This window comes from Stutzerimonas nitrititolerans (assembly GCF_003696285.1).
Classification (GTDB): Bacteria; Pseudomonadota; Gammaproteobacteria; order Pseudomonadales; family Pseudomonadaceae; genus Stutzerimonas; species Stutzerimonas nitrititolerans.
Map to the genome: position 1 here is coordinate 156,211 of NZ_RFFL01000006.1, position 24,172 is coordinate 180,382.

Here is a 24,172-nt window from a genome sequence, read left to right on the forward strand (position 1 = left end):
TTCGTCCGGCTTTCCGGCCTCCAGCGCTTCTATCGAAGCATTTCCATAGCGCGATCGCCCGACCCCAAGCCGCGAGCTTCGGTATAGTGGCCGGCTGTTCTGGAGGCTCGCAATGTCCCGGCTGTTAGCTGCCTGGCGGCACGCACCGACCCATCGACGGGTCTGGGCGCTGGCCGCGCCGATGATCCTCTCCAATCTTTCCGTACCGCTGGTGGCGCTGGTGGATAGTGCCGTGATCGGCCACCTCCCCCACGCCCATCAGTTGGCGTCGGTCGCCGTGGGCGGGAGCCTCTATACCTTGCTGATCTGGGTCATGGGCTTCCTGCGGATGGGCACCACCGGCTTCGCGGCGCAGGCCACGGGCCGCCAGGACGGCGGCGAACTGCGTCAGATTCTGCTGCAGGGCCTGCTGCTGGCACTGGGTTTCGCGTTGCTGCTTAGCGTGTTCGCCCTGCCGCTCAAGGGCGTCGCCTTGCGGTTGATGCAACCCTCGGCCGAACTGGACGACCTGACCCGCGAGTATTTCCATACTCGCCTGTTCGGGCTGCCCGCAGCGCTGGCCAGCTACGCGTTGATCGGCTGGTTCCTCGGCGCACAGAACGCCCGGGCGCCGCTGGCGATGCTGCTGACCACCAACCTGCTGAACGTCGCGCTGGATCTCTGGTTCGTGCTCGGGCTGGAGTGGGGCGTGGCCGGCGCGGCGCGCGCATCGGTCATTGCCGAATGGAGCGGCGCGCTGCTCGGGCTGGCACTGACCCGCGGCGCGCTGCGACGCCATCCGGGCCAGCTCGACATGCCGGCGCTGCGCCGCTGGCAGAACTGGCGCCCGCTGATGGCTGTCAATCGCGACATCTTCATTCGCTCGCTGGCGCTGCAGCTGGTGTTCTTCCTGGTCACGGTTCAGGGAACGCGCCTGGGCGATGCCACCGTCGCCGCCAACGCCCTGCTGCTCAACGGCCTGCTGCTGACCGCCCATGCGCTCGACGGTCTGGCGCATGCGGTAGAGGCGCTCAGCGGGCATGCCATCGGCGCCGGCAACCGTGACGAATTACGGCGAACCCTGACGGTGGCGGGTGGCTGGTCGCTGATCGCCAGCCTGGGTTTCGCCGGGTTCTTCCTGCTCGGCGGGCACCTGTTCATCCAGTTGCAGACCGATATTCCCGCCGTGCGCGAACTGGCGCTGGCCTACATGCCCTACCTGGCGGCGCTGCCCTTGATCGCCGTGTGGAGCTACCTGCTCGACGGCCTGTTCATCGGCGCCACCCGTGCCAGGGAGATGCGCAACGGCATGCTGCTTGCTTTGGCAATTGCACTGCCACTGGGCTGGCTTTTGCAAGGGCTGGGCAACCACGGCCTGTGGTTGGCCTTCCTGGCTTTCATGCTGTCGCGAGGCATCTGCCTGGGGCTCATCGCACGCGGTCTGCAACGGCGCCAGGCCTGGTTTAAGCTTGCCGGAGCTCACTGAAATAAGGTCCTGACATGATCTACGCCGTCGCCGCCTATCTGCATTTTCTGGCGATATTCCTGCTCGTCGCATTGCTGGTACTGGAGCATCAGCTGTTCCGCCTGCCGCTGACCCTGGAGCGCGCACGCAGCCTGTTTCGCATCGACCTGATGTTCGGCGTCGCCGCCGGTCTGGTACTGATCACCGGCGCGGCGCGCGCCCTGCGCTACGGCAAGGGCCTGGACTACTATCTGCACAACAGCCTGTTCCACGCGAAGATCGGCCTGTTCGTCCTGGTCGCGCTGCTCTCGATCTACCCCACCGTTACCTTCCTCGGCTGGCGCGGTGCGCTCAAGGCGGGGGAGTTGCCGAAAGTGACAGCGCGCACCGGCAGATGGGTTACGCTGATTATTCGCATCGAACTGCTCGTGTTGTTGTCGATTCCATTGCTGGCCGCCTCGATGGCGCGCGGCTTCGGCGTCATCGTCTGATGATGCTGCGCCATCACGCCAGCCTCGCCTGATCGGCAGGCGCACCCTCGCTTCACCTGAGAAGGAATATCCATGCGCACCCCGAAGACCCGCTTCCAGCTGCCAGCGGAAAATTACGAGATGCTGGTCAATGCCGTGGTCGACTACGCGATCTACATGCTGTCACCCGAAGGCCATGTGATCAGCTGGAACAGCGGGGCGGAGCGGATCAAGGGCTACCATCGCGACGACATCCTGGGAGAGCATTTTTCATGCTTCTTCACCGAGGAGGATCGCGCCGCCGGAAAGCCTGACCGGGCGCTCTCGGTCGCGCTTCGCGACGGCCGATTCCTGGATGAGGGCTGGCGACTGCGCAAGGACGGCAGTCGCTTCTGGGCGCTGACGGTGCTCGACACCGTGTACGACAAACAGGGCAAGCTGATCGGCCTGGCCAAGATCACCCGGGACATCACCGAGCGCCGCGAGGCCCAGCAGCGCCTCGACGAGGCGCGCGAACAACTGATGCAGGCACAGAAGCTCGAGGCGCTGGGCCAGTTCACCGGTGGCCTGGCCCACGATTTCAACAACCTGCTGACCATCATTCGCGGCGCCACCGACCTGGGCGCCCGGCAAACCACCGATCCGCGGCTGCTGCGTCAGCTGGAAACCATTCGCACGGCCGTCGACAGTGGCGCCAGCATCACCCGCAGGTTGCTCGACTTCGCCCGGCGGCAACCGCTGCAGACGCAGTTGATCGAGCCCAGCACGACCCTGCAGAACACCTTGCAGCTGCTGCGCCAGAGCCTGCACAACGACATCAAGCTGACCAGCGATATCGCACCGAACCTGCCGCCGGTACGGGTCGACCCCGGCCTGCTGGAGCTGAGCCTGCTCAACCTGACCATCAACGCCCGCGACGCCATTGCCCAGACAGGCAGCATTCACCTTAGTGCTTACCCTTACGAGCTCAACGGCGAACTGGACGAGCTGCACGGCCAGTTCGTCGCCATTGCGCTGCGTGACGACGGCAGCGGCATCCCGCCGGAGCTCTGTTCGAGAATCTTCGAACCCTTCTTCACCACCAAGCAGTTCGGCAAGGGCACCGGCCTCGGTCTCAGCCAGGCCTACGGATTCGCCCGCCAGTCCAGCGGTACGGTACAGGTGCAGAGCACGCCGGGGCACGGCACCACCGTGACGCTGTACCTGCCAGTCGACCGCGCCGGCAGCCGCAGGGCCGAAGAAGCCAGCGACAGCGATGCCAAGCGCATCCTGCTGGTCGAGGATGACCAGCACCTGGCCGTGGTGGCTGGCGACATGCTGGAGATGATGGGCTTCGATGTCATCATCGCCCACAGTGCCAACGAGGCCTTGCAGCTGATCAATCGCCTGCCGCGGATCGACCTGCTGTTCAGCGACATCGTGATGCCGGGCGGCACCAATGGCCTGGAGCTGGCGAACCATATACGCGAGCGCCGGCCGGAACTGCCCATCCTGCTCGCCAGCGGCTTCAGCAACGCCCAGCAGAAGGACGCTCTGATCTATCCGTTGCTGGACAAGCCCTACACCTACGAGAAACTGGCCGACGCGTTGCAGGAGTTGCTCTAGGGTCTGCCTCGTGAGCCGGTCGATGGCCTTTGCGCCGCGAATCGCAGTATGGTCCTGGTTCTCCACCACGAAGGATGAACCATGGCCGCCAAAACCAGCAGCATACGGCAGCAGACTCACCTCGCCGTTCTGATCGACGCCGACAACGCGCCGGCAGCCATCGTCGAGGGGCTGTTCGAGGAAATCGCCAAGTACGGCGTCGCCAGCGTCAAGCGCATCTATGGCGACTGGACCAAGCCCAACCTGGGCAGCTGGAAGAAGGTGTTGCTCGACTACTCCATCCAGCCGATCCAGCAGTTCGCCTACACCTCCGGCAAGAATGCCACGGACAGCTCGCTGATCATCGACGCCATGGACCTGCTCTACACCCGGCGCTTCGACGGTTTCTGCCTGGTCTCCAGCGACAGCGATTTCACCCGCCTGGCCGCGCGCCTTCGCGAGGAAGGCCTGACCGTCTACGGCTTCGGCGAACAGAAGACGCCCTCACCCTTCGTCTCCGCCTGCGACAAGTTCGTCTATACCGAAATCCTGCGCGCCGACGCACCCAAGACATCGCAGGAGCCGCCGAGCAACGGCGACAAAGCGGTTACCCCGACGGCAACCGAGAAAGCCGATGAAGACTCCGGGACGGCGGGCAAGGCCGCATCGGTCAAGACACAGAAGGTCCCGGTGGACTTCATCGCCAAGGTCCTCAGCGACATCGCCGACGACGAGGACGACTGGGTCCAGCTCGGCCTGCTGGGCTCGAACATCAGCAAGCTGCGCCCCGCCTTCGACCCCCGCCTGTATGGTTTCAAGAAGCTCAGCGACCTGATCAAGTCCCAGCCAAAGCGCTTCGAACTCGACGCCCGGGGCACCACGTCCACCGGCGGCAAGGCCCTATACGCCCGAAATCTGAGGCCATCCCGATAGACGAAGCCGCATAGCAGCATCGAGAGCCAAGCATCTTGCAACCAATCGATGCAGGCCTGAGCGAACCCTTGACCATCGCGCTCTTCTAAGCAGAACTCGACTGACGGAGGTATTCATGACCAAGCCACTGCTGGCCGCCTGCGGATTCGCCATTGGCATTCCGCTCGCCCTTGCCCAGACACCGAAGCCGGAAGTGATCACCCACCTGAACGATCTCGATATCGAGGTCAGCGCCATGGGCGTGCCCACCTCCACGACCGAGGCTGGCGGCGAGCTGGTAGGCATTCGCGCGGTCAAGGTGATGAACAACACCGGGGAAATGATCACTTGCGAGTTTCACGTGCCGAACGAGGCGCGGGCGAGCACCTCCGCCCCACCGGTGTTCAACGTCAACCCCAACAGCCAGCGGGTGGAGCGGGTACCGGGTGAGTACTCCCCGAACGAACCCTTTGCCGAGCTCAGCTGCCGCAGCGCCGCCCAGCGCACCGATACCACCGGGCTGCCACCCCGCGAGCCTGCCGCTGAACCGGCCAGCCGCAACGAGCCCGCTTCCGGCGCAGCAGAGGATTCGATGCGCTCACGGGACTGATCCGTTCGCGCTCGCGGCGACCAGCAATTGCGCCGGGGTGGTGTTGAGCGCAGCGATCCAATCGACTCAGCAGGCAGGCTCGTTGACCGAGCGTCATTGCACCCGGCCCGGTCAGCGGATCGGAACTATACGCCAGCGGCACGATCCCCTTTTAGACACAGTCAGAGCGAGCCTGGCAGGCCAGATCCGACCGAGCATCACGCCAGGACCGCCCAGCGATGAGGAGCCTGCCGTGACCGCTACCACCCAGCGCACCTACCGAAGCACGCCGAACCCGCTGCATGCGACCCTGCTTGCCGGGACCGTTCCCCTGTTTCTCGGCGCCATGCTGAGCGATATCGCCTACTTTCGCAGTTACCAGATTCAGTGGAGCAACTTCGCCTCATGGCTGATTGCCGGGGGCCTGGTTTTCTGCGGGCTGGCCCTGCTGTTCGCGCTGGTCAACCTGATCCGTGCGGAGCAGAAGAAAGGGCGGCCCATGGTCTATTTCCTGCTCCTGCTGGCGACCTGGGTATTGGGGTTCATCAATGCCTTCGAGCACGCCAAGGACGCCTGGGCGGCCATGCCCGCCGGCCTGGTTCTATCCGTCATCGTCGCCTTGCTGGCCTGTGTGGCGACCGCGATCGGGCTCACCAACCTGCGCGCGGGAGGTGAAGCATGAAACACATAAAACATTCGAGCACAGTGACCGCCCTGACGATAGCCCTGTTTCTGAGCGCATGCGGTGGCGGGGAACCGGATAGCGCCCAGTTGTACGGCCCCGATCCCAAGCTCCCCGAGCCCGAACGGGGAATCTTGCCCAGCATGAAGATCGCTGAGCCGGCCGAATGGGGCGATCAGTTGCCGACGGTGCCGCCGGCCTTCACCGTCACGGCGATAGCGACCGACCTGAAGATACCGCGCCAGACCCTCGTGCTACCCAATGGCGACATCCTGGTGGCTGAGGGCCGAGGCGGCAACGCCGCGAAACTCAAGCCCAAGGATGTGATCGCTGGCAAGATCAAGGCGCAGGGCAACACCTCGGTGGAAAGCGGCAACCGCCTGACGTTGCTGCGCGACGCCGATGGCGATGGCACCTACGAGTTACAGACCGTCTTCGCCGAAGACCTCAACGCGCCCTACGGGTTGGCTTTCCACGACGGCAACCTCTACGTGGCCAACCAGGATGCCCTGGTGCGCTTCGATTACCAGGAAGGCCAGACCGAGGCCAGCAGCCCGCCGACCAAGGTCACCGACCTCCCCTCGGCGATCAATCATCACTGGACCAAAGCGTTGACCATCAGCCCCGACGGCCGCTTTCTGTATGTCGGCATCGGCTCCAACAGCAACATCACCGAGCGCGGCATGGAGGCCGAAGTCGACCGCGCGCTGGTCTGGCAGATCGATGCCGAGAGCGGTGCCTACAAGCCCTACGCGACCGGCCTGCGCAACCCGACGGCGTTGGCGATCCAGCCGGGCTCGGGGCAGCTGTGGGCGGTGGTGAACGAGCGGGACGAGCTGGGCGAGGACTTGGTGCCGGATTACCTGACGTCGGTACGCGAAGGCGGCTTCTACGGCTGGCCTTATAGCTACTGGGGGCAGAACGTCGACGACCGTGTGCGGCCACAGGATCCGGAGAAGGTCGCTTCCGCGATCACGCCGGATTACGCCCTGGGCTCCCACGTCGCCGCCCTCGGCCTGGATTTCTCCATGCCGGTGATGGGCGGCGAGTTCGCCGAGGGTGTGTTCATCGGCGAGCACGGCAGCTGGAACCGCAAGAATCCGGTGGGCTACAAGGTGATCTTCGTACCCTTCAGCAATGGCGCCCCGTCGGGACCGCCGGTCGACTTCGTCACCGGCTTCCGCACGGACGACGGCAAGACTCGCGGGCGCCCCGTCGGGGTGACCGTCGACCCGCGCGGTGCGCTGATCGTCGCCGACGACCTGGCGAATACCGTGTGGCGGGTGACGCGCACGCAGTGAAGCCGGAAGCTCGAAAGCGTTGCGCGAGGTCGGACAGAATGCCGCAAACCCGCCGGGAGCGGGCGCGGCCTCTCAAAAAGCAGCCGATACACACAGTCCCTCCTGTGGGAGGCGCGCCCTCGCGGCGATGCAGGCCGAAGGACTGCCAAAAGCTTCCCCGAGAGGGCTGATATCGTTTAAATGAACGGCATGAACGCTAGGGTCTGTTGCCGTTTCGTCGCGAGCCGCGTTGCAGCGAGAAATGGCGCCAGGTTAGGCGTAGGACGCAGGCAATGGTTATTCCCTTGCCAAGTCCTACAACGACAGCTGGCGCCATTTCCCGCGCAACCCTTTGGGCCGGGCCTGTTTTTACGCGATGCGGCGTTATTCGTCGTTCATTTGGAATGACCAAACTTCTCTCCTCATGCCTTGCCTCGCGTAAAAACAGGCTCCGGCGCGGCCGCGGACGAAATGGCAACAGACCCTAGCCTCTCTATGAACCCATCAGCCCCCAGCGAAATCACCGCGCAGCTGTCCGGCGCCTGCGCCGCGCTCGAACGCCACCTGGGCGAAACACTGCTGGCCATCCACCTGTTTGGCTCGGCGATCGACGGCGGGCTCAGACCGCAGAGCGACATCGACCTGCTGGTGACCGTAAGTGCGCCCATGCCCGACCCGGTACGGCGCTCGCTGATGCTGGATCTGCTGCCGGTTTCGGGCTGGCCCGGCAGCGACCCAGCGCGACGCGCGTTGGAAGTCACGCTGCTCGTCAGGGAGCATCTGGTGCCCTGGCGATACCCGCCGCCACGCGAATTGCAGTTCGGCGAATGGCTGCGTGAAGAACTGGAAACCGGCAGCATTCCGCCCGCCACCCCTGACCCGGATATCGCGATCCTGCTGACGAAAGCGAGGCAGCACAGCCTGTGCCTGACAGGCACCTCCATCGCCGAGCTGTTCGAGCCCGTCCCACACGAAGACTTCGCCAAGGCGCTGATGGATACCGTTGCCCAGTGGAACGAGGCGTCGGACTGGCAGGGCGACGAGTGCAACATCGTGCTGGCGCTGGCCCGCATCTGGTTCAGCGTCGCCACGGGTGCCATCGTGCCCAAGGACGTCGCCGCTTCCTGGGCTCTCGAGCGCCTGCCACAGGAACACCGCCCCGTTCTGGCCAGCGCACGGGCGGCTTACCTGGGCGATGCCATTCAGGACCTGGTCGACTGTCCAGAGCAAGTGGCCGCGTTCATACGCCACGTAAAGCGCGTGATCCTGAGTCGTGCTCAAACCGGCCGCTAAGGCTGCGCCAAGACCTTCCCGAACAACGAGAAATGGCCGCTCGGAACGAGAAGACCAGCAAGGGATACACTTTCATAAAATTGATGTTATGTTATAACAACTAAACATCTTCAATCTATGACTCCCCATGACCGAAGCCGAACTCCTCGCACAACCCGCCGATGCCTACATGAATGCCGAACAGCAAGCGTTCTTCCTCGACCTGCTGCTGCGCCAGCGCGAAGCACTGCAGGCCCGCATCGCTGATGAGTTCGACGTGTTGCGCGAGCAGGAGCCCAGCAGCGATCCGGCCGACATCGGCAGCGCCGAAGAGCAACGCCAGTGGCAGCTGCGCATGCTGGAGCGCGAAAAGAGGCTGCTCGACAAGATCGACCATGCGCTCGATACCCTGGCCCGCGGCGAATACGGCTGGTGTCGCGAAACCGGCGAACCGATCGGCCTGCAGCGCCTGCTGCTGCGCCCCACCACGACGCTGTCCATCGAGGCGAAGGAACGCCAGGAACAGCGCGAAAAACACACCAGGGTTTGTTGACGTTTCGCTCGCGGCTCGCGCCGAAACGTCAACAGACCCTAACGCCTGAGAGAATCCCATGAAGCGCCTTCCCGTTACCGTACTGTCCGGCTTCCTCGGCGCCGGCAAGAGCACCCTGCTCAACCATGTCCTGAAGAGCCGCGAGAACCGCCGCGTCGCGGTGATCGTCAACGACATGAGCGAGATCAACATCGATGGCAGCGAGGTGCAGCGCGGCGTCAGCCTCAACCGCGCCGAGGAAAAGCTGGTGGAGATGAGCAACGGCTGCATCTGCTGCACCCTGCGCGAGGATCTGCTCGAGGAAGTCAGCCGTCTGGCCCGCGAAGGCCGCTTCGACTACCTGTTGATCGAGTCCACCGGCATCTCCGAGCCGCTGCCGGTGGCCGAAACCTTTACCTTCCGTGACGAGCAGGGCCGCAGCCTGAGCGACCTGGCGCGGCTGGACACCATGGTCACGGTGGTCGACGGGGTGAACTTCCTGCGCGATTTCCATGAAGCCGAGAGCCTGGCCAGCCGTGGCGAAACCCTCGGCGAAGAGGACGAACGTTCGGTCACCGAACTACTGATCGAGCAGGTGGAATTCGCCGATGTCATCCTGGTCAGCAAGATCGACCTGATCACTGCCGCCGAACGCGAGGAACTGAGCGCCATCCTCGGCCGCCTCAATACTCACGCCGAGATCCTGCCAATGAGCATGGGTCAGGTGCCGCTGGAGCGCATCCTCGACACCGGCCGCTTCGACTTCGAACGGGCGGCCCAGGCGCCGGGCTGGCTCAAGGAAATACGTGGCGAACATGTTCCGGAAACCGAGGAGTTCGGCATCGCCTCCAGCAGTTACCTGGCCCGCCGCCCCTTCCATCCGCAACGCTTCTTCGATTTCCTCAACCACGAGTGGCGCAACGGCCGGCTGCTGCGTTCCAAGGGTTTCTTCTGGCTGGCCAGCCGTCTGGAGGAAGCCGGTAGCTGGTCGCAGGCCGGTGGCTTGATGCGTTACGACTATGCCGGTCGCTGGTGGCATTTCACGCCCGAATCGCACTGGCCCGAAGAGGCCGAAAGCCGCGCGGCGATACTCGGCAAATGCCAAGGCGAGTTTGGCGACTGCCGGCAGGAACTGGTGTTCATCGGACAGAACATCGACTTCGAGCGGCTACGCAGCGAACTGGATGGCTGTTTGCTGAGCGACGAGGAATGGGCGCTGGGCGTCGAAAGCTGGCTAAGCCTGCCGGACCCCTTCGGCCCCTGGCACATGCAGGTGGCTTGATAGCCGGCTGCTGGCTCGGCTTTCGCCCAATAGGGCGCGAGCCAGCAAACTCGACCACCGGCTCGAATCAGGCCGCCATCCGCTCGCACTCTTCCGCGCACTGACGGCAGGCCTGCGCGCACGCCTGGCAATGATCATGGGAATGCCTGCCACACTCCTCGGCGCAATCGCGGCAAACCTGCGCACAGAGCTTGCAGAAGGCCTTGGCATAGGCGCTGTCACGGGTCATCAGCAGCGCGGCCAGCGCGCACATATCTGCGCAGTCGCGATCGAGCTCGATACAGCGAGCCATCATCTTCACGTCTTCCTCGCGCAGGCAGGATGCCGCACAGGTTTCGCAAGCAAGCACACAGTTGGAACAAGCCTGGATGCACGACTGGTAACTGGAATTGAACATGGAATTTCCTCCGTTGGAAGTGCAGGTCCACGCGAAATAATCGCGCCTTCCTAAGGTAGGGGGCCGCGTCGCCGGCGAAGTTCAGCCCACTCGCCGAATAGCACGCAGGCGGCGTCACCGCGCCCGGGCCGTTACAATGGCCGCCCGTTCGCCATCGCCTGTGCCAGCCCCGCCATGCCCTTCACCCTCGCCACCCCCTGTGAATTGCTGGAAGTCATCAGCAAGAGCCGTTTTCTTGCCAAGGCGGCTCCTGTAGCGAGCGCCGAAGAGGCCCAGGCGTTTATCCAGGCGGTCAGCGATCCCACCGCCACTCACAACTGCTGGGCCTGGAAAGTCGGCAACCAATACCGTTTCAGCGACGATGGCGAGCCGGGTGGCACCGCCGGACGGCCGATGCTGACAGCCATCGAAGGACAGGACTTCGATCAGGTGGCAGTGGTGGTGATCCGCTGGTTCGGCGGCATCAAGCTCGGTACGGGTGGCTTGGCCCGGGCCTATGGCGGCTCTACCGCCAAATGCCTGCAGGCTGGCCAGCGTATGGAACTGGTCTCGCGCATTCGCGGCCACTGCCATTGCCGCTTCGCCGAACTGGCGCTGCTCAAGGCACGTCTTGCCGAACACGAAGCGCTGATCGAGCAGGAAACCTTCGATGCCGAAGGCGCAGAGCTGCTGCTGGCCTTCCCCGAAGCACAACGAGAGCCGCTGCAACGGCTGATCGCCGATATCAGCCGCGGGCGCAGCGAGCTGCAACTCGTGCAGGAACGCGGGGAAGAGTGAGCGGCTTCAACAGGCACGCCTTCGTCGCGGTTGTCCACAATAGCTGTGCAAGAGATTGTGGATAAGCATTGGAGCAACTCGTAACAGTCAAGCCTGGCGTGCCCTGCAAGCCTGCGCTCATTATTTGATCAGCGTCTTCATACACACTTTTCCCAGCCTCATAAGCCACTGAATTACAGGTATTTATCCACTTCCCGAGAGAGTTGCGCACAGCCTGGGCGGGAGGGAAACGTGATTTCCCGGCTTATCCGCAAATAGCGGGGAAAACTCTGTGGATAACCTTGGGACCAGCGGCCCCTGCCCGCGCCGGGTCTCGCTTGCAGCGTGCTGCTCAAATTTCAGCCACTGCCATCCAGCGCAGCGCGCCCGACGCTAGGGTCAAGCACCACGGCATGCTTAAATGCGTTTTTCATTTTCTGGCCGATGAGGTGACTCTCCATGTACGACTGGCTCAACGCCCTACCCAAGGCCGAACTGCACCTGCACCTCGAAGGCTCGCTGGAGCCCGAACTGCTGTTCAGCCTGGCCGAGCGCAACAAGATCGCGCTGCCCTGGAGCGATGTCGATGCCCTGCGTAGCGCCTATGCCTTCGGCAATCTCCAGGAATTTCTCGATCTGTACTACCGCGGTGCCGATGTACTGCGTACCGAGCAGGATTTCTACGACCTGACCTGGGCCTACCTGCAGAAGTGCGAAGAGCAGAACGTCGTGCATACCGAGCCCTTCTTCGATCCCCAGACCCACACCGATCGCGGTGTTCCCTTCGAAGTGGCGATGCGTGGCATCAGCGATGCGCTGGCCGATGGACGCGAACTCCTGGGTATCAGCAGCGGCCTGATTCTCAGCTTCCTGCGCCATCTGCCCGAGGAAGCCGCATTCAAGACGCTCGAACAAGCCATGCCATTCCGCGATGCCTTCTTCGCCGTGGGGCTGGACAGCTCCGAAGTGGGTCATCCACCGAGCAAGTTCGAGCGCGTGTTCGCCAAGGCACGCGCCGAAGGCTTCCTCGCGGTTGCCCATGCCGGCGAGGAAGGTCCGCCGGAGTACGTTTGGGAGGCGCTCGACCTGCTCAAGGTCAGCCGCATCGACCATGGTGTGCGCGCGGCCGAAGATCCCAGACTGATCGCCCGCCTGATCGAAGAGCAGATCCCACTGACCGTCTGCCCGTTGTCCAATACCAAGCTGCGTGTATTCGACGACATGAGCCAGCACAACATCCTTGAACTGCTGGAACAGGGCGTTAAGGTCACGGTGAACTCCGATGATCCGGCCTACTTCGGCGGCTACGTGACGGAGAACTTCATGGCCCTGCACGACAGCCTGGGCATGACCGAACAGCAGGCGCGGCGCCTGGCGCAGAACAGCCTGGACGCGCGGCTGGCCGACTGAGCCTCGCGCAAGGTTCGATCAGCTACGTCGGCATGGTGCTACCGGGCGCGCTCCGGCAGCACCAGTTGGCCGCTGTACCAGGCCAGGCTCGCGGCCAGCAACGCGCAGACGGTAATGACCAGCGCCATCGGCGCCGCCGTACCGTCGTGCAACACCCCGACCAGGGCTGAAGCGCCTGCAGCTACGCTGAACTGCAGGCTACCCATCAGGGCCGAAGCCAGACCGGCCTGACGCCCCTGCCCGGCCATCGCGCAAGCAGTGGCGTTGGGCAGGATGCTGCCAAGGCTGGCGATCCCCAGAAACAGCGGAACCAGCAACGGCCAGAGCGCTTTGGGCTGGCTCAGGGCGATCAGCAGCAACATCAGCGCGCTGGAAAAGTACAGCCAGACGAAACGCCGCAACCATGTCCCCGGTCCGCGCAGGCGCAGCAGCCGCGCGTTGATCTGCGACACCAGGATGAAACCTGCCGCATTGCAGCCGAACAGCCAGCCGTAATGTTCGGCGGGAACGCCATAGAGCTCGATGAACACGAATGGCGAGCCGGCGATATAGGCGAACATGCCCGCCATGGCCACGCCGCCACAGAGTGCGAAAGCCATGAACTCGCGGTCGCGCAGCAATTCGACGTACCGGCTCAGGGTGCTGCTCAGGGGCAACCGGGGCGCATCGGCCGGCAGCGTTTCCGGTAGCCAGAGCGCTACGGCGGCTCCGCAGGCGGCACTGAACAGCGTCAGCGAAACGAATATCGACTGCCAGCCCAGGGCATTCATCAGCAGGCCTCCGGCAAGCGGTGCCAGGATCGGCGCCAGCCCCATTACCAACATCATCTGGGAAAACACCCTGGCCGCCTGCACCGGCTCGCAGCTGTCACGCACCACGGCGCGAGTCACCACGATACCGGCGCAACCGCCCAGCGCCTGTGCGAAGCGCGCCGAGACCAGCCAGTCCAGCGTTGGCGCAAGCGCACAGGCCAGGGACGCCAGGGTGAAAAGCGTCACGCCAATCAGCAACGGCCAGCGCCGGCCGTAGCGATCCGTCAGCGGGCCGTAAAGCAACTGGCCAAACGCCAGGCCGACGAAATAAGCAGCAAGCGACAACTGGATGTGCTCGACGTCGGTGGAGAAATCCCGCGCCATGACCGGGAAAGCCGGCAGATAGAAGTCGATGGCCAAAGGGCCGAAAGCGCTGAGCGCGCCCAGTATCAGAAGAAGCCGAAGGTGCATTGGGAAGAACTCGCGAAGCAGAAACATTCCGGTTCCGAACGGCAAAAGCCGCCGAATTCCCGGACGTTTTACAGTGAAGGCCAGATGCTGTTACATACAACGACGATTGTAAACGTGTAAAGTTTCAACGCGGCGCACGCGGCGCTACGAAATCCACGCTACGAAGGCTGCAGCCCTGGCGCTGCGGTGATGGACATGCGAAGAACCAAAGAAGACGCTGAAAAAACCCGTATCGCCCTTCTGGGCTCCGCCGAGAAGCTCTTTCTGGAGCGAGGCGTGGCCCATACCAGCCTGGACCAGATCGCCCGGGATGCGGGCGTCACCCGTGGTGCGGTGTACTGGCATTTTCAGAACAAGGCACACCTGTTTCACGAGATGCTCAACCAGGTACGCCTGCCGCCGGAGCAGATGGCCGAGCGGCTTTGCAACGGCCTTCAACAGCAACCACTGCGTGCGCTGCGGGACCTGTGCATCGAAGGAATCAGCGCATTGGCCTACGACGAGCAGAAGCGTCGGATCATGACTATCCTTCTGCACCGCTGCGAATTCACCGATGAACTGCGCGAAGCGGAAGAACGGCATCATGCGTTCATCAATCAGTTCATCGATCTCTGCGAAAAGCTGCTGGAAAACGCCGCTGAGCGTCTCTATCCGGGCATGACGCCCCGCCTGGCGGCGCTGGCGCTGCATGCGCTGCTGGTCGGGCTGTTCAGCGACTGGACTCGCGATGCCGAGCTGTTCGATCCGGCCGCCTGCAGCCCAGCGCTGATCGACTCTCTGTTCCGTGGTCTGATTCGAGATTGGGACGGCGTCTAGCAGGCCGTTGAAAAATGTAGGCGAGGCAGCCACTGCAAGGCAAAAACAGGCGAAACGTAGCGTAGCGAAGTAACAGCCGTAGGCTGGTCCGGAGGGCGAACGAGGTGAGTCAGAAGCGAGACAATCTCGCGCAGGGCGATGACCGCCCTGAATAGCCGGCTCTACAGATCGGCCAGTCGCTCGCTGCGTCGCCATGTCACTGGTAAGTCCACTTGCCAAAATTCGTTGCAGCCTATAACGACGACGACTAGACTTGCCGCCCTGCAAGGCGCTCCGCGCACGAACCGAACCGCTGACCAGGCTGAAGTCCAGCCCCGATCACGCCGCCTTGCTTCCCGGGCTTGCGCCCTTCCTCGTGCCACCTGAACATCAAAGAAAAAGAATAGGCTGCCTTGCATGCACGCCTGTCCGGTTGATTCGTTCGCCATTTCGTTGCCGCTGACCTGTCAGACCGTGCCGCCATCCGTGCTCTCGGTGGTGTGCGTGCGATCGGCGCCGAACACGGTATTACCAATGACCCGAACAGGTGCTTGGAACGTGACGCCCTATTCGCTTCGCGCTCAAGTTCGTGACAGCAGTGCCGACAGCGGAGCTGTTCCTTCGCGGTCGATAGGCTTTCATCAACCCGCTTCAATCAATAGTCACGTTTTTACGGTACCCGCATGAATAACTGGTTTGGCAATATCAGCGTAAGCCGCAAGCTCGTCTTGGGCTTCGGCGTTGTCCTGGCCCTCACGCTCATCCTGGCCTGGATCGGCTGGGGCAGTCTCGGCAGCGTCATCCAGCGCAGTGGCTGGATGACGCAGATCGCCCAGCTCAACAACAACCTGACGGACCTGCGCATCGCGCGCCTGCAACTCATGCTGGCCAACGGCAACGCAGCCACCAGCGGCCGCGTGGACGAGACGCTGGAAATCTACCTGTCCGAGCAGACCAAGCTGCTCAACACCTTCAAGAACCCGGTCAATGTGGCGATGCTCAAGGAGCAGGCCGGCTACAACGAGCTGTTCCGACGCTCGCTGAACGACATGCGCCAGGGCTACGCCCAGGCCAACGGCGCCAGCCAGACCATTGGTGAAAGCTCCACCCGGCTCGACGAACTTACCGCCCAGGCCAGTGCACGGATCTCGCAACTGACCGAGGACAACGAGCATCGCTTCGAGCAGTACCGCGCCATCGCCGAGGTCAAGGAAGAGGTGAAGCACGCGCAGTATCTGCTGCAGATCTTCATCACGACGTCGACGCCGCAGAACGCCCAGGCGGTCTATACCCAGCTCGACAGAGCCCTGACCACCCTCGATCGGCAGCGCAGCAGCCTCGACCTAGCCAACCGGGACACCGCGCAGCAGATCCGTTCGGTCCTGGCCGAGTACCGCAAGGCGATCGAATCGCTGGAAGCGGCGACCCAGGCGATCGCCACGGCGCGCCAGGGCATGATCGACCATCAGACGGAAATTCTGCGCCTGAGCGACGCCCTCTACACCTACCAGCTGGAACGGCTGGAAATCGAAGGCAGCGAGGCCGTCAACCGTCTCATCCTGAGCGCGACGCTGGCCGTGCTGCTCGGTATCCTGGCGGCGTGGCTGATCAGCCGGCAGATCATCCTGCCGCTGCGGACCACACTGGCGGACGTCGAACGCATCGCCTCGGGCGACCTGACTGCCACCGCGGCGATCACCCGTCGCGATGAGTTGGGCGTCCTGCAGCGGGGCATCCAACAGATGGGCGTCACCCTGCGCGAGCTGATCGGCGGCATTCGTGACGGCGTGAGCCAGATCAGCAGCGCTGCCGAGGAACTGTCGGCGGTCACCATGCAGACCAGCGCTGGCGTCAACAGCCAGAAAGAGGAAACCGATCAGGTCGCCACGGCCATGCACGAGATGTCGGCGACCGTCCACGAAGTCGCCCGCAACGCCGAGCAGGCGGCGCAGGCCGCCACCGAAGCGGATGTCGAAGCCCGTGACGGCGACCGCGTGGTCGCTGAGGTGGTCACGCAGATCGAGCGCATGGCCAGCGAAGTCATCCGCTCCTCGGAGGCGATGACTGCGCTGCAAAGCGACAGCGACAAGATCGGCAGCGTGATGGGCGTGATTCGTGCCGTGGCCGAGCAGACCAACCTGTTGGCGCTCAATGCCGCGATCGAGGCCGCGCGTGCCGGTGAGGCTGGACGCGGTTTCGCCGTGGTGGCCGATGAAGTGCGCGGACTGGCGCAGCGCACGCAGAAATCCACCGAAGAGATCGAGCAACTGGTCAGCGCGCTGCACGGCGGCACGCAGCAGGTCGCGGCCATCATGCAAGGGAGCCGCAGCCTCACCGACAGCAGCGTCGAGTTGGCGCGTCGCGCGGGCACCTCGCTGGCCAGCATCACCCGCACCGTGTCCAATATCCAGGCCATGAACCAGCAGATCGCCACCGCGGCCGAAGAGCAGAGCGCGGTCGCCGAGGAGATCAGCCGTAGCGTGGTGAACGTGCGTGACGTTGCGGAGCAGACCGCTGCCGCCAGCGAGGAAACCGCGGCGTCCAGCGTCGAGCTGGCGCGCCTGGGTACTCAGTTGCAGACGATGGTCAGTCGCTTCCGGATCTGACCGGCGCCTACTTCGCCGCGAGGCCTCGCCTCGCGGCGGAACGGCGACCTCTGGAGCGGTGCCGCCGGGCACCCCACAGCAGCGCGGCGATCAGTGCGCTCATCACGCACATCTCCAGCATCATCAGGCCATTGAACAGCTGATAGCCCCAGCCGCGGTGATAGCCCATGAGATAGGTGGCCAGCATCAGCACCACCAGCGAGAGGGCGAAGACGACGACGCCCTGGAGCAGTCCCTTCAGTGATTTCATACGATTCCCTTCGACGGTCGAATTCACTTGCAGAATATCGATCACGTCCAAGCGAAACGGTTCCACCCGCGCGCTGCTTGCCCTCTTCGTTACGCCTGCGACTGCAGGTAGTTCTGCAGGCCGATGCGATCGATCAGCCCCAACTGCTGCTCCAGCCAGTAGGCATGATCCTCTTCGGTGTCGTGCAGCTGCAGGGCGAGGATGTCGCGGGTCACGTAGTCACCGTGCTGCTCGGCCAGGTCGATACCCTTGGCCAGCGCGGCGCGCACCTTGTATTCGAGCGCCAGGTCGTTGCGCAGCATTTCCGGCACGGTATGGCCGACATCCAGCGCATCGGGTGTCATGTCGGGCGTGCCTTCGAGGAACAGGATGCGTTGCAGCAGCGCATCGGCGTGCTGGGTTTCCTCTTCCATTTCATGATTGATGCGCTCGTAGAGCTTGGCGAAGCCCCAGTCGGCATACATCCGCGAGTGCAGGAAATACTGGTCGCGCGCGGCCAGCTCTCCACGCAGCAGTTCTTTCAGATACTCGATGACCTGTGGCTGACCTTGCATTGCGACTCTCTCCTGCGCTGACGCTACTTAGTACCCGGGCAATGATACGCCCAATCGGAGCCGGGCGAACCCTTGCCCCGTTGTCGCGGGCAACCGACTGACCAGCCGGTCACTACGGTCCAGGTCGAACTCCCGAGCCGGAGCGGAGCTCTACAAGAACTGCCGCAGCGTCATCGCGACGCCTTGCTCGCCCAAAATCAGGAGTATGGATGCCGCCATCTTTTCGAGCGCCTCGAGGCCCGCTACCGTATTTCAGCTTCACCGCAGCCTTGCTCACCCTGCTGATCCTCTCCGGCTGCGCCGATGACGAGCATCCCGCGCAGGTGCCGCCACGCATGGCCTTCGTCGAGCCGCTGCAACGAATCGATCACGGCCCGCAGACCCTGCGCTTTCCAGGCGTGGTCGAGAGCGTGACCACCACACAACTGGCTTTTCAGGTACCCGGGCGCGTCGAACGCATCCTCGTCGACGAAGGTACGCGAGTGAAAAAGGGCCAGCCGCTGGCCAAGCTCGATCCCACCGATTACCAGCTGCAACTACGCGAGGCCGAAGCGCGGCTGCGTCAACTGGAGGCGGACCTGAGACGCAAGCGCACCTTGCTGGCCGAAGGGATTCTCGCGCCGGCGGCGGTCGAACCGTTGCAGGCCAACGTGGTAGCGGCGCGCGTGGCACGTGACAGTGCCCGACGCGACATCGGCCACAGCACGCTGCATGCGCCCTTCGACGGCGTCGTCGCGCGGCGTCTGGTCGAGCCGGACATGGTGGTCGCCAACGGCTCGCCCGTGCTGGAACTGCAGAACAACCAGCACATCGAGGTCAGGGTCGACCTGCCCGAGACCGCCGCTCTGAACATTCCGCTGAACACCACCTTGCAGGCCGAGGGCGAGCTGATCATCGCCGACCTGACACTGCCGCTGACCTACAAGGAACACAGCACCCAGCCACGTGAAGGCTCGCGCACCTATCGCCTGACCCTGCAGGGCGATCCGCCGGCGGACTACAACCTGCTGCCGGGAATGGCCATGCGGGTTCGCCTGCAGCGCCCGCCTACCGCGCAGGAGGATGCGCCGCCACGTTTTCGCCTACCGCTCACCGCGGTACAAACGGCACCGAACGGCGTCCATTACCTGTGGCTGGTCGTGGACGGTCACGCCCGGCGCCGCGACCTGCGCCTCGAGCGTATCGAAGCGGACCACGCGGTGGTCAGTGGCGATCTGAACGAGCAGATGCTGGTGGTGGTGGCCGGCGGCAGCAAGCTGTCCGAAGACCAGCCGGTCAAAGCCGAACGGCGGAAATAGGCAGATGGATGTAGCCCGTTACGCCATCTGCAAGCCGGTCAATATCTGGGTGTTGCTGCTGATCTGCCTGATCGGCGGCGCCGTCGCGTTCTTCGAGATGGGCCGCCTGGAAGACCCCGAATTCACCATCAAGGAAGCCATCGTCACGGTGCAATACCCCGGCGCGACTGCCATCGAGGTCGAGCAGGAAGTCACCGAGCCGTTGGAAAGCGCCATCCAGGAGCTCGCCGAGATCAAGGAAATCCGCTCGCGCTCGATGATCGGCCAGGCCGAAATCCGCGTGGAAATCCAGGACCGCTATACCGGCGATCAGCTCGAACAGATCTGGGACAAGCTGCGCAACAAGCTCGACGATGCCCGACAGGAGTTGCCGCCAGGCATCGACCCGCCGTTGGTCAATGATGATTTCGGCGACGTCTACGGAATTTTCTTCGCCCTGACCGGCGAAGGCTTGACCTTGCAGGAACTGCACGAAGTAGCCAAGGACCTGCGCCGCGGCCTGATCGCGGCCGAAGGCGTCGGCCAGGTGGAGATCGCCGGGGTGCGCGAAGAGCGGATTCTGGTGGAAGTCGATCAGGCGCGCCTGGCCGCGCTGCGTCTGTCCCCGAAAGAACTGGTTGCGGCGCTCGGCGACGCCGATGCCGCGGTGGAGGCCGGCGGTGTGCGCGCAGGCGAGTTCTTCGTGCACATTCGCCCCACCGGCGCCTTCGATTCGCTGGATGCCCTGCGTGCGCTACCGGTCGGCCAGGGCCAGCAAAGCGTCGATCTGGGCTCCATCGCCACATTGAAACGCGAGTACGCCGAGCGTCCTGTCCAGATCATCCGCCATAACGGCGAGCCGGCGCTGACCCTCGGGATCAGCGGCATTTCCGGCAGCAATATCGTCGAGGTCGGTGACAGCGTCGAAGCGGCGTTGCAAGCCATGCAGCACCTGATGCCGCTGGGGGCCGAGCTGCATCCGCTCTACCAGCAGCACCGCATCGTCAACGACTCGGTCAACAGTTTCGCGCTCAATGTCTTTCTTTCGGTGGCCATCGTCGTCGGCGTGCTCTGCCTGGCGATGGGCCTGCGTGCCGGGGTGATCATCGGCGCGGTGCTGTTCCTGACGGTACTCGGCACGCTGCTGCTGATGTGGCTGGCCGGAATCGAGCTGGAGCGCATCTCCCTCGGGGCACTGATCATCGCCATGGGCATGCTGGTGGACAACGCCGTGGTGATCTGCGACGGCATGCTGATCCAGAAGCAGCGTGGCATGAATATCCTCGACGCTTCACGCCAGACCTTGCAGCAGACGCAATGGCCGCTGCTCGGCGCGACCATCATCGGCATCCTGGCGTTCGCCGGTATTGGCCTCTCCCAAGACACCACAGGTGAATTCCTGTTCTCGCTGTTCTTCGTCATCGCCGTCTCGTTGCTGCTGAGCTGGCTGCTGGCATTGCTGGTGGTGCCACTGTTCGGTCACTACCTGTTGGAGCGCAAGGACGACAGGCAAGCGGACGAAGCCCACAACGCCGACGAGGCCTACAGCGGCCCGATCTACAACCGTTACCGACGCGTTGCCGGCGCGGTGCTCGCCCGGCCCTGGCTGACGCTGGGGGTGCTGGTGGTGCTCACCGTGCTCAGCGTGCTGGGCTTCAGCCGGGTCCCGCAGAGCTTCTTCCCGCCTTCGAGCACACCGCTGTTCTACGTCAATCTGTTCTTGGCGCAGGGCACGCATATCCGTGAAACCAGCCGCACCGCCGAGGACGTCGAGGGCTACCTGAAGGGGCTCGACGGCGTCACCGATGTTTCCACCTTCGTCGGCGCGGGCGCGTCGCGCTTCATGCTGACTTATGCGCCGGAGCAGCCCAACCCGGCCCTGATGCACTTTCTGGTGCGCACCGAAGATGCCGAGGTGATCGCCAGGCTGGTGCGCGAGGTGAACCAGACGTTGCCGGGTCGCTATCCAGCCGCCGATGTCGCCGCCGCGCAATTCATGTTCGGCCCCAACGCCGAGGCCAAGCTCGAAGCGCGCATCAGCGGCCCCGAGCTGGATGAGTTGCGCCGGTTGTCCGCCGAGGGCCAGCGCATCCTTCAGGAGCGGGGCCAGGTCTTCAACATTCGCGACGACTGGCGTGCCCCCGTGCCGGTGCTGCGTCCGCAACTGGATCTGGACCGCCTGGCCGATGCCGGGCTGACCCGCCAGCAGGTGGCGCAGGCGTTGGCGGCGGCCAGCGAAGGGCAGCAGGCAAGCGTGTTCCGTGACGGTGACGAGCTGATCCCGATCCTGCTCCGCGCCACACCCGAAGATCGCGTGGCGCCGGGCGACCTGTTGCAAAGGCTGATCTGGAGCCCGGCGACGGCTAGCTACGTGCCGCTGGCGCAGGTGGCCGATGGCATCGAGGCGGCGTTCGAGGAATCGATGATTCGCCGCTACGGCCGTGAGCGCACCATCACCATCCGCGCCGAACCGCGCGACGGCGAAAACACCAACGACGCCTTCGAGCGAATGCGCCCGCTGATCGAGGGCATCGAACTGCCGGTCGGTTACTCGCTGGAATGGGGCGGCGATCACGAACAGTCTTCCGACGCCCAGCAGGCGCTGGCCAGCACGCTGGCGCTGCCCTACCTGGCAATGGTCCTGGTCACGGTGCTGCTGTTCGCCAAGGTTCGCCAGCCGCTGATGATCTGGCTGGTAGTGCCCATGGCGTTGTGCGGCGTCACCCTCGGCCTGCTGCTGACCGGTCAGCCATTCGGCTTCATGGCGCTGCTCGGGCTGCTCAGCCTGACCGGCATGCTGATCAAGAATGCCGTGGTGCTGGTGGACGAAATCGACCGACAGATCGCCGACGAGGTCCCGCGTCTGACCGCCATCATCGAGGCCTCCGCCTCGCGCCTGCGGCCTGTGGTCATGGCCGCGGGCACCACGGTGCTGGGCATGGTGCCGCTGCTGTTCGATCCGTTTTTCGCCAACATGGCGGTGACCATCATGGGCGGGCTGGGTTTCGCCACGCTGCTCACCTTGCTGGCTGTGCCGTGTCTGTACCTGGTGTTCATGCGCGTCAAGCCGGAGGAAACCTGATGCCGAGCCGATTGCCGCGTACGCCCCTGGCCTGGGCTTTGACGCTGATGCTCGGCGCCTGTTCCAGCGTGCCGGAGCGGCCCGCGCCCGACGTGCCGGAATCCTGGTTTCATGCCGTGCGCGAGCAACCGGCAGACGCTGAGGCACTAGCCGATTGGTGGCAGCAATTCGACGATCCGGCATTGACCCAACTGGTGCGCCGGGCGCTGGAAAACAACCGCGACATCCGCCTGGCAATGCTGCGCGTGGACACCGCGCGGGCGCAGCTGCGTCAGGCCCGCGCCGGGCTGTTCCCGACCTTCGATCTACCAGGTTCGGCCAGCCGTCAGTGGATCGAAAACAACAACGAGCCGAATCCCGACACCCCCATCGGCGAGTTCGTCCCGGATGATGACGTGATCACCTTCGACAGCTGGGAACTGGCGCTGCAGGCCACGTGGGAGCTGGACATCTTCGGCGCCACCCGGGCACGGACCGACAGCGCACGACAGCAGATTCGCTCGGCCCAGGCACAAGCCATCGCCGCGCGGCTGGCGGTCGCCTCGAACACCGCGCAAGGTTACGTGCAACTGCGCGCACTGGAAGGCCAGCGTGCGCTGCTGGTCGAAGGCATCGAACTGGCGGCGGGGCTCGAACGTATCGCCCGCGCACTGTTCGAGGCCGGCGAGGTTACCCGTCTGGATGTCGAGGCCAGCGCCGCCGAACGGGCTTCGCTGGAAGCGGACCTCGATGAACTGGACATCAATCTGGCCGAAGCACGGCTGGCATTGGATACGCTGCTCGCCGAACCGCCAGGCAGCACCGCGCACCAGCTCACGACCTCGGCACGGGTGCCACTGGCAGAGCAGGCCATTCCAGCGGGGCAACCGTTGGACTTGCTGCGCCGCCGCCCCGATCTGATCGCCGAAGCAGCGCAGCTAGAGGCCGCACAACTGCAGTCGCTGGCCGCTCGCCGAGATATGTTTCCGACACTGGCGGTACAGGCAGCGGTCGGGCGCTCCGGGCTGGCACTGGGCGATGCCTTTTCTTCGGCCTCGAACTTTGCCCGCCTCGGCGCAACCTTCGGCCTGCCCTTTCTCGATTACCGGCGGCGCAGCGCAGCCGTCGAGCTGGCCGATGTCGAGGGCGAAAGCGCGTACCTCGGCTTCCAGCAGGCCCTGGCCGAAGCCCTGGAGGAAGTCGAGCGATCACTGGTCCGCATCGATGGACAACAGCGCCGCCTGACTTCGCTGCGCACCACCCTGCGCCATCGCCAGCTCGCTTACGAACTGGCGCAGAAAAGCTATCGGCTGGGCGAGGCGAACCTCAACGAAGTGCTCGATGCCCAGCGCGGCTCGCTGCAGGCAAGACAGCAAGTCCTGCAGGGCCGCACCGCGCTGGCGACGGCGCAGGTCGCGCTGTTCGTGGCGCTGGGCGGCGGCTGGGAAATGGATCCGAATGCCACGCAGAGCATCGGCGGGTCAGGTCCGTAAGCCGCCCGGAGTACTGGAGACCGGGCAACAAGGCATCTTTTACAGCGAACCAGTACGCCTGAACAACGGCCGAACAAGTTTGGCCCTACAGCCCCCGTAGGGCCGATTCATTCGGCCACCCGGCCGGCATCGAGCTCGCCAGGAAAAGCACCTGCAGATGTAAGCCTCTTCGAGTGGCTGGGCCAGGCGTTCGGCGTGGTGATGTCGCTACCGAGCCATGTCAAAGTCGGACGTCACAGCCCCCACTCGCAGGCGTCAGGGGGATGCTGTTTCCTACCTGGCGAAGCGCTTCCTGAATCCCCA

Annotated in this window: 20 protein-coding genes and 1 pseudogene; 17 read left to right on the top strand and 4 right to left on the bottom strand. The window is 64.1% G+C overall.

Annotated features, from left to right (window positions below; translation table 11 throughout):
* Positions 1–112 precede the first annotated feature (112 nt).
* From EA795_RS09570 to zigA, 10 genes and pseudogenes are all read left to right on the top strand, one after another.
* Positions 113–1,465: an MATE family efflux transporter gene (locus EA795_RS09570; protein ID WP_122076871.1), complete on the top strand. Its 1,353-nt coding sequence runs from the start codon at positions 113–115 to the stop codon at positions 1,463–1,465.
* A 14-nt stretch (positions 1,466–1,479) separates the two neighbouring features.
* Positions 1,480–1,935: a DUF2214 family protein gene (locus EA795_RS09575; protein WP_122076874.1), complete on the top strand. Its 456-nt coding sequence runs from the start codon at positions 1,480–1,482 to the stop codon at positions 1,933–1,935.
* 72 nt (positions 1,936–2,007) lie between these two features.
* On the top strand, positions 2,008–3,519 hold the full coding sequence (locus tag EA795_RS09580; RefSeq protein WP_122076877.1) for a PAS domain-containing sensor histidine kinase: 1,512 nt from the start codon (positions 2,008–2,010) through the stop codon (positions 3,517–3,519).
* 81 nt (positions 3,520–3,600) lie between these two features.
* A complete protein-coding gene (locus tag EA795_RS09585) occupies positions 3,601–4,431 on the top strand; it encodes an NYN domain-containing protein (RefSeq protein ID WP_122076879.1) in 831 nt (276 codons plus the stop codon).
* Positions 4,432–4,546: 115 nt separating this feature from the next.
* Positions 4,547–4,912: pseudogene (locus tag EA795_RS09590) on the top strand (hypothetical protein); the annotation flags it as partial.
* 340 nt (positions 4,913–5,252) lie between these two features.
* Positions 5,253–5,681 (top strand): DUF2231 domain-containing protein, encoded by a 429-nt coding sequence (locus EA795_RS09595; RefSeq protein ID WP_122076884.1) that lies wholly within the window; start codon positions 5,253–5,255, stop codon positions 5,679–5,681.
* A gap of 5 nt (positions 5,682–5,686) precedes the next feature.
* Entirely contained in the window at positions 5,687–6,982 is a 1,296-nt protein-coding gene (locus tag EA795_RS09600) for a PQQ-dependent sugar dehydrogenase (protein ID WP_122076997.1), read from the top strand.
* 474 nt (positions 6,983–7,456) lie between these two features.
* Positions 7,457–8,254: an AadA family aminoglycoside 3''-O-nucleotidyltransferase gene (locus EA795_RS09610; RefSeq protein ID WP_122076886.1), complete on the top strand. Its 798-nt coding sequence runs from the start codon at positions 7,457–7,459 to the stop codon at positions 8,252–8,254.
* Between the two features lie 127 nt (positions 8,255–8,381).
* Positions 8,382–8,786, top strand: coding sequence for an RNA polymerase-binding protein DksA (dksA, locus tag EA795_RS09615; RefSeq protein ID WP_014851600.1), 405 nt, complete (start codon positions 8,382–8,384; stop codon positions 8,784–8,786).
* A 58-nt stretch (positions 8,787–8,844) separates the two neighbouring features.
* On the top strand, positions 8,845–10,047 hold the full coding sequence (gene zigA / locus EA795_RS09620) for a zinc metallochaperone GTPase ZigA (protein WP_122076889.1): 1,203 nt from the start codon (positions 8,845–8,847) through the stop codon (positions 10,045–10,047).
* Positions 10,048–10,114: 67 nt separating this feature from the next.
* Here zigA and EA795_RS09625 read toward each other — a convergent pair whose 3' ends face one another.
* Positions 10,115–10,444, bottom strand: a complete 330-nt coding sequence (locus tag EA795_RS09625; RefSeq protein WP_122076891.1) for a four-helix bundle copper-binding protein — start codon at positions 10,442–10,444, stop codon at positions 10,115–10,117.
* 174 nt (positions 10,445–10,618) lie between these two features.
* Here EA795_RS09625 and EA795_RS09630 point away from each other — a divergent pair, with 174 nt between their 5' ends.
* Complete coding sequence (locus EA795_RS09630; protein WP_058075539.1) at positions 10,619–11,221, top strand: IMPACT family protein; 603 nt, start codon at positions 10,619–10,621, stop codon at positions 11,219–11,221.
* 438 nt (positions 11,222–11,659) lie between these two features.
* Positions 11,660–12,610, top strand: a complete 951-nt coding sequence (locus tag EA795_RS09635; RefSeq protein WP_058078563.1) for an adenosine deaminase — start codon at positions 11,660–11,662, stop codon at positions 12,608–12,610.
* A 38-nt stretch (positions 12,611–12,648) separates the two neighbouring features.
* Here the strand turns inward: EA795_RS09635 and EA795_RS09640 are convergent, their stop codons facing one another.
* Entirely contained in the window at positions 12,649–13,833 is a 1,185-nt protein-coding gene (locus tag EA795_RS09640) for a Bcr/CflA family multidrug efflux MFS transporter (RefSeq protein WP_122077000.1), read from the bottom strand.
* A 195-nt stretch (positions 13,834–14,028) separates the two neighbouring features.
* Here EA795_RS09640 and EA795_RS09645 point away from each other — a divergent pair, with 195 nt between their 5' ends.
* Both EA795_RS09645 and EA795_RS09650 read left to right on the top strand, forming a co-directional pair.
* The gene (locus EA795_RS09645) at positions 14,029–14,649 is read left to right on the top strand and encodes a TetR family transcriptional regulator (protein ID WP_058075662.1); all 621 of its coding nucleotides are present in this window, start codon (positions 14,029–14,031) and stop codon (positions 14,647–14,649) included.
* A gap of 662 nt (positions 14,650–15,311) precedes the next feature.
* A complete protein-coding gene (locus tag EA795_RS09650; RefSeq protein ID WP_122076894.1) occupies positions 15,312–17,234 on the top strand; it encodes a HAMP domain-containing methyl-accepting chemotaxis protein in 1,923 nt (640 codons plus the stop codon).
* A gap of 7 nt (positions 17,235–17,241) precedes the next feature.
* On the opposite strand, the gene EA795_RS09655 is transcribed toward EA795_RS09650, so the two are convergent.
* The gene (locus EA795_RS09655; RefSeq protein ID WP_125863538.1) at positions 17,242–17,535 is read right to left on the bottom strand and encodes a hypothetical protein; all 294 of its coding nucleotides are present in this window, start codon (positions 17,533–17,535) and stop codon (positions 17,242–17,244) included.
* Positions 17,536–17,573: 38 nt separating this feature from the next.
* Positions 17,574–18,038: a bacterioferritin gene (gene bfr, locus EA795_RS09660; RefSeq protein WP_014851591.1), complete on the bottom strand. Its 465-nt coding sequence runs from the start codon at positions 18,036–18,038 to the stop codon at positions 17,574–17,576.
* Between the two features lie 209 nt (positions 18,039–18,247).
* Between bfr and EA795_RS09665 the strand changes: the two genes are divergently transcribed.
* The 3 genes from EA795_RS09665 to EA795_RS09675 are packed head-to-tail and all read left to right on the top strand — an operon-like array spanning position 18,248 to position 23,869.
* Positions 18,248–19,336: an efflux RND transporter periplasmic adaptor subunit gene (locus EA795_RS09665; protein ID WP_122076899.1), complete on the top strand. Its 1,089-nt coding sequence runs from the start codon at positions 18,248–18,250 to the stop codon at positions 19,334–19,336.
* Between the two features lie 4 nt (positions 19,337–19,340).
* The gene (locus EA795_RS09670) at positions 19,341–22,397 is read left to right on the top strand and encodes an efflux RND transporter permease subunit (RefSeq protein WP_122076902.1); all 3,057 of its coding nucleotides are present in this window, start codon (positions 19,341–19,343) and stop codon (positions 22,395–22,397) included.
* Positions 22,397–23,869, top strand: coding sequence for an efflux transporter outer membrane subunit (locus tag EA795_RS09675; protein ID WP_122076904.1), 1,473 nt, complete (start codon positions 22,397–22,399; stop codon positions 23,867–23,869). Before EA795_RS09670 ends, EA795_RS09675 begins: the two co-directional genes overlap by 1 nt.
* Positions 23,870–24,172 lie beyond the last annotated feature (303 nt).

Bases quoted from the DNA above. Each gene is read 5' to 3' on its own strand.
- EA795_RS09650 (WP_122076894.1), top strand. From the start codon at position 15,312: ATGAATAACTGGTTTGGCAATATCAGCGTAAGCCGCAAGCTCGTCTTG.
- EA795_RS09675 (WP_122076904.1), top strand. From the start codon at position 22,397: ATGCCGAGCCGATTGCCGCGTACGCCCCTGGCCTGGGCTTTGACGCTG.
- EA795_RS09670 (WP_122076902.1), top strand. From the start codon at position 19,341: ATGGATGTAGCCCGTTACGCCATCTGCAAGCCGGTCAATATCTGGGTG.
- dksA (WP_014851600.1), top strand. From the start codon at position 8,382: ATGACCGAAGCCGAACTCCTCGCACAACCCGCCGATGCCTACATGAAT.
- EA795_RS09635 (WP_058078563.1), top strand. From the start codon at position 11,660: ATGTACGACTGGCTCAACGCCCTACCCAAGGCCGAACTGCACCTGCAC.
- EA795_RS09585 (WP_122076879.1), top strand. From the start codon at position 3,601: ATGGCCGCCAAAACCAGCAGCATACGGCAGCAGACTCACCTCGCCGTT.
- bfr (WP_014851591.1), bottom strand. From the start codon at position 18,038: ATGCAAGGTCAGCCACAGGTCATCGAGTATCTGAAAGAACTGCTGCGT.
- EA795_RS09630 (WP_058075539.1), top strand. From the start codon at position 10,619: ATGCCCTTCACCCTCGCCACCCCCTGTGAATTGCTGGAAGTCATCAGC.
- EA795_RS09645 (WP_058075662.1), top strand. From the start codon at position 14,029: ATGCGAAGAACCAAAGAAGACGCTGAAAAAACCCGTATCGCCCTTCTG.
- EA795_RS09575 (WP_122076874.1), top strand. From the start codon at position 1,480: ATGATCTACGCCGTCGCCGCCTATCTGCATTTTCTGGCGATATTCCTG.
- EA795_RS09665 (WP_122076899.1), top strand. From the start codon at position 18,248: ATGCCGCCATCTTTTCGAGCGCCTCGAGGCCCGCTACCGTATTTCAGC.
- zigA (WP_122076889.1), top strand. From the start codon at position 8,845: ATGAAGCGCCTTCCCGTTACCGTACTGTCCGGCTTCCTCGGCGCCGGC.
- EA795_RS09640 (WP_122077000.1), bottom strand. From the start codon at position 13,833: ATGCACCTTCGGCTTCTTCTGATACTGGGCGCGCTCAGCGCTTTCGGC.
- EA795_RS09580 (WP_122076877.1), top strand. From the start codon at position 2,008: ATGCGCACCCCGAAGACCCGCTTCCAGCTGCCAGCGGAAAATTACGAG.
- EA795_RS09570 (WP_122076871.1), top strand. From the start codon at position 113: ATGTCCCGGCTGTTAGCTGCCTGGCGGCACGCACCGACCCATCGACGG.
- EA795_RS09625 (WP_122076891.1), bottom strand. From the start codon at position 10,444: ATGTTCAATTCCAGTTACCAGTCGTGCATCCAGGCTTGTTCCAACTGT.
- EA795_RS09610 (WP_122076886.1), top strand. From the start codon at position 7,457: ATGAACCCATCAGCCCCCAGCGAAATCACCGCGCAGCTGTCCGGCGCC.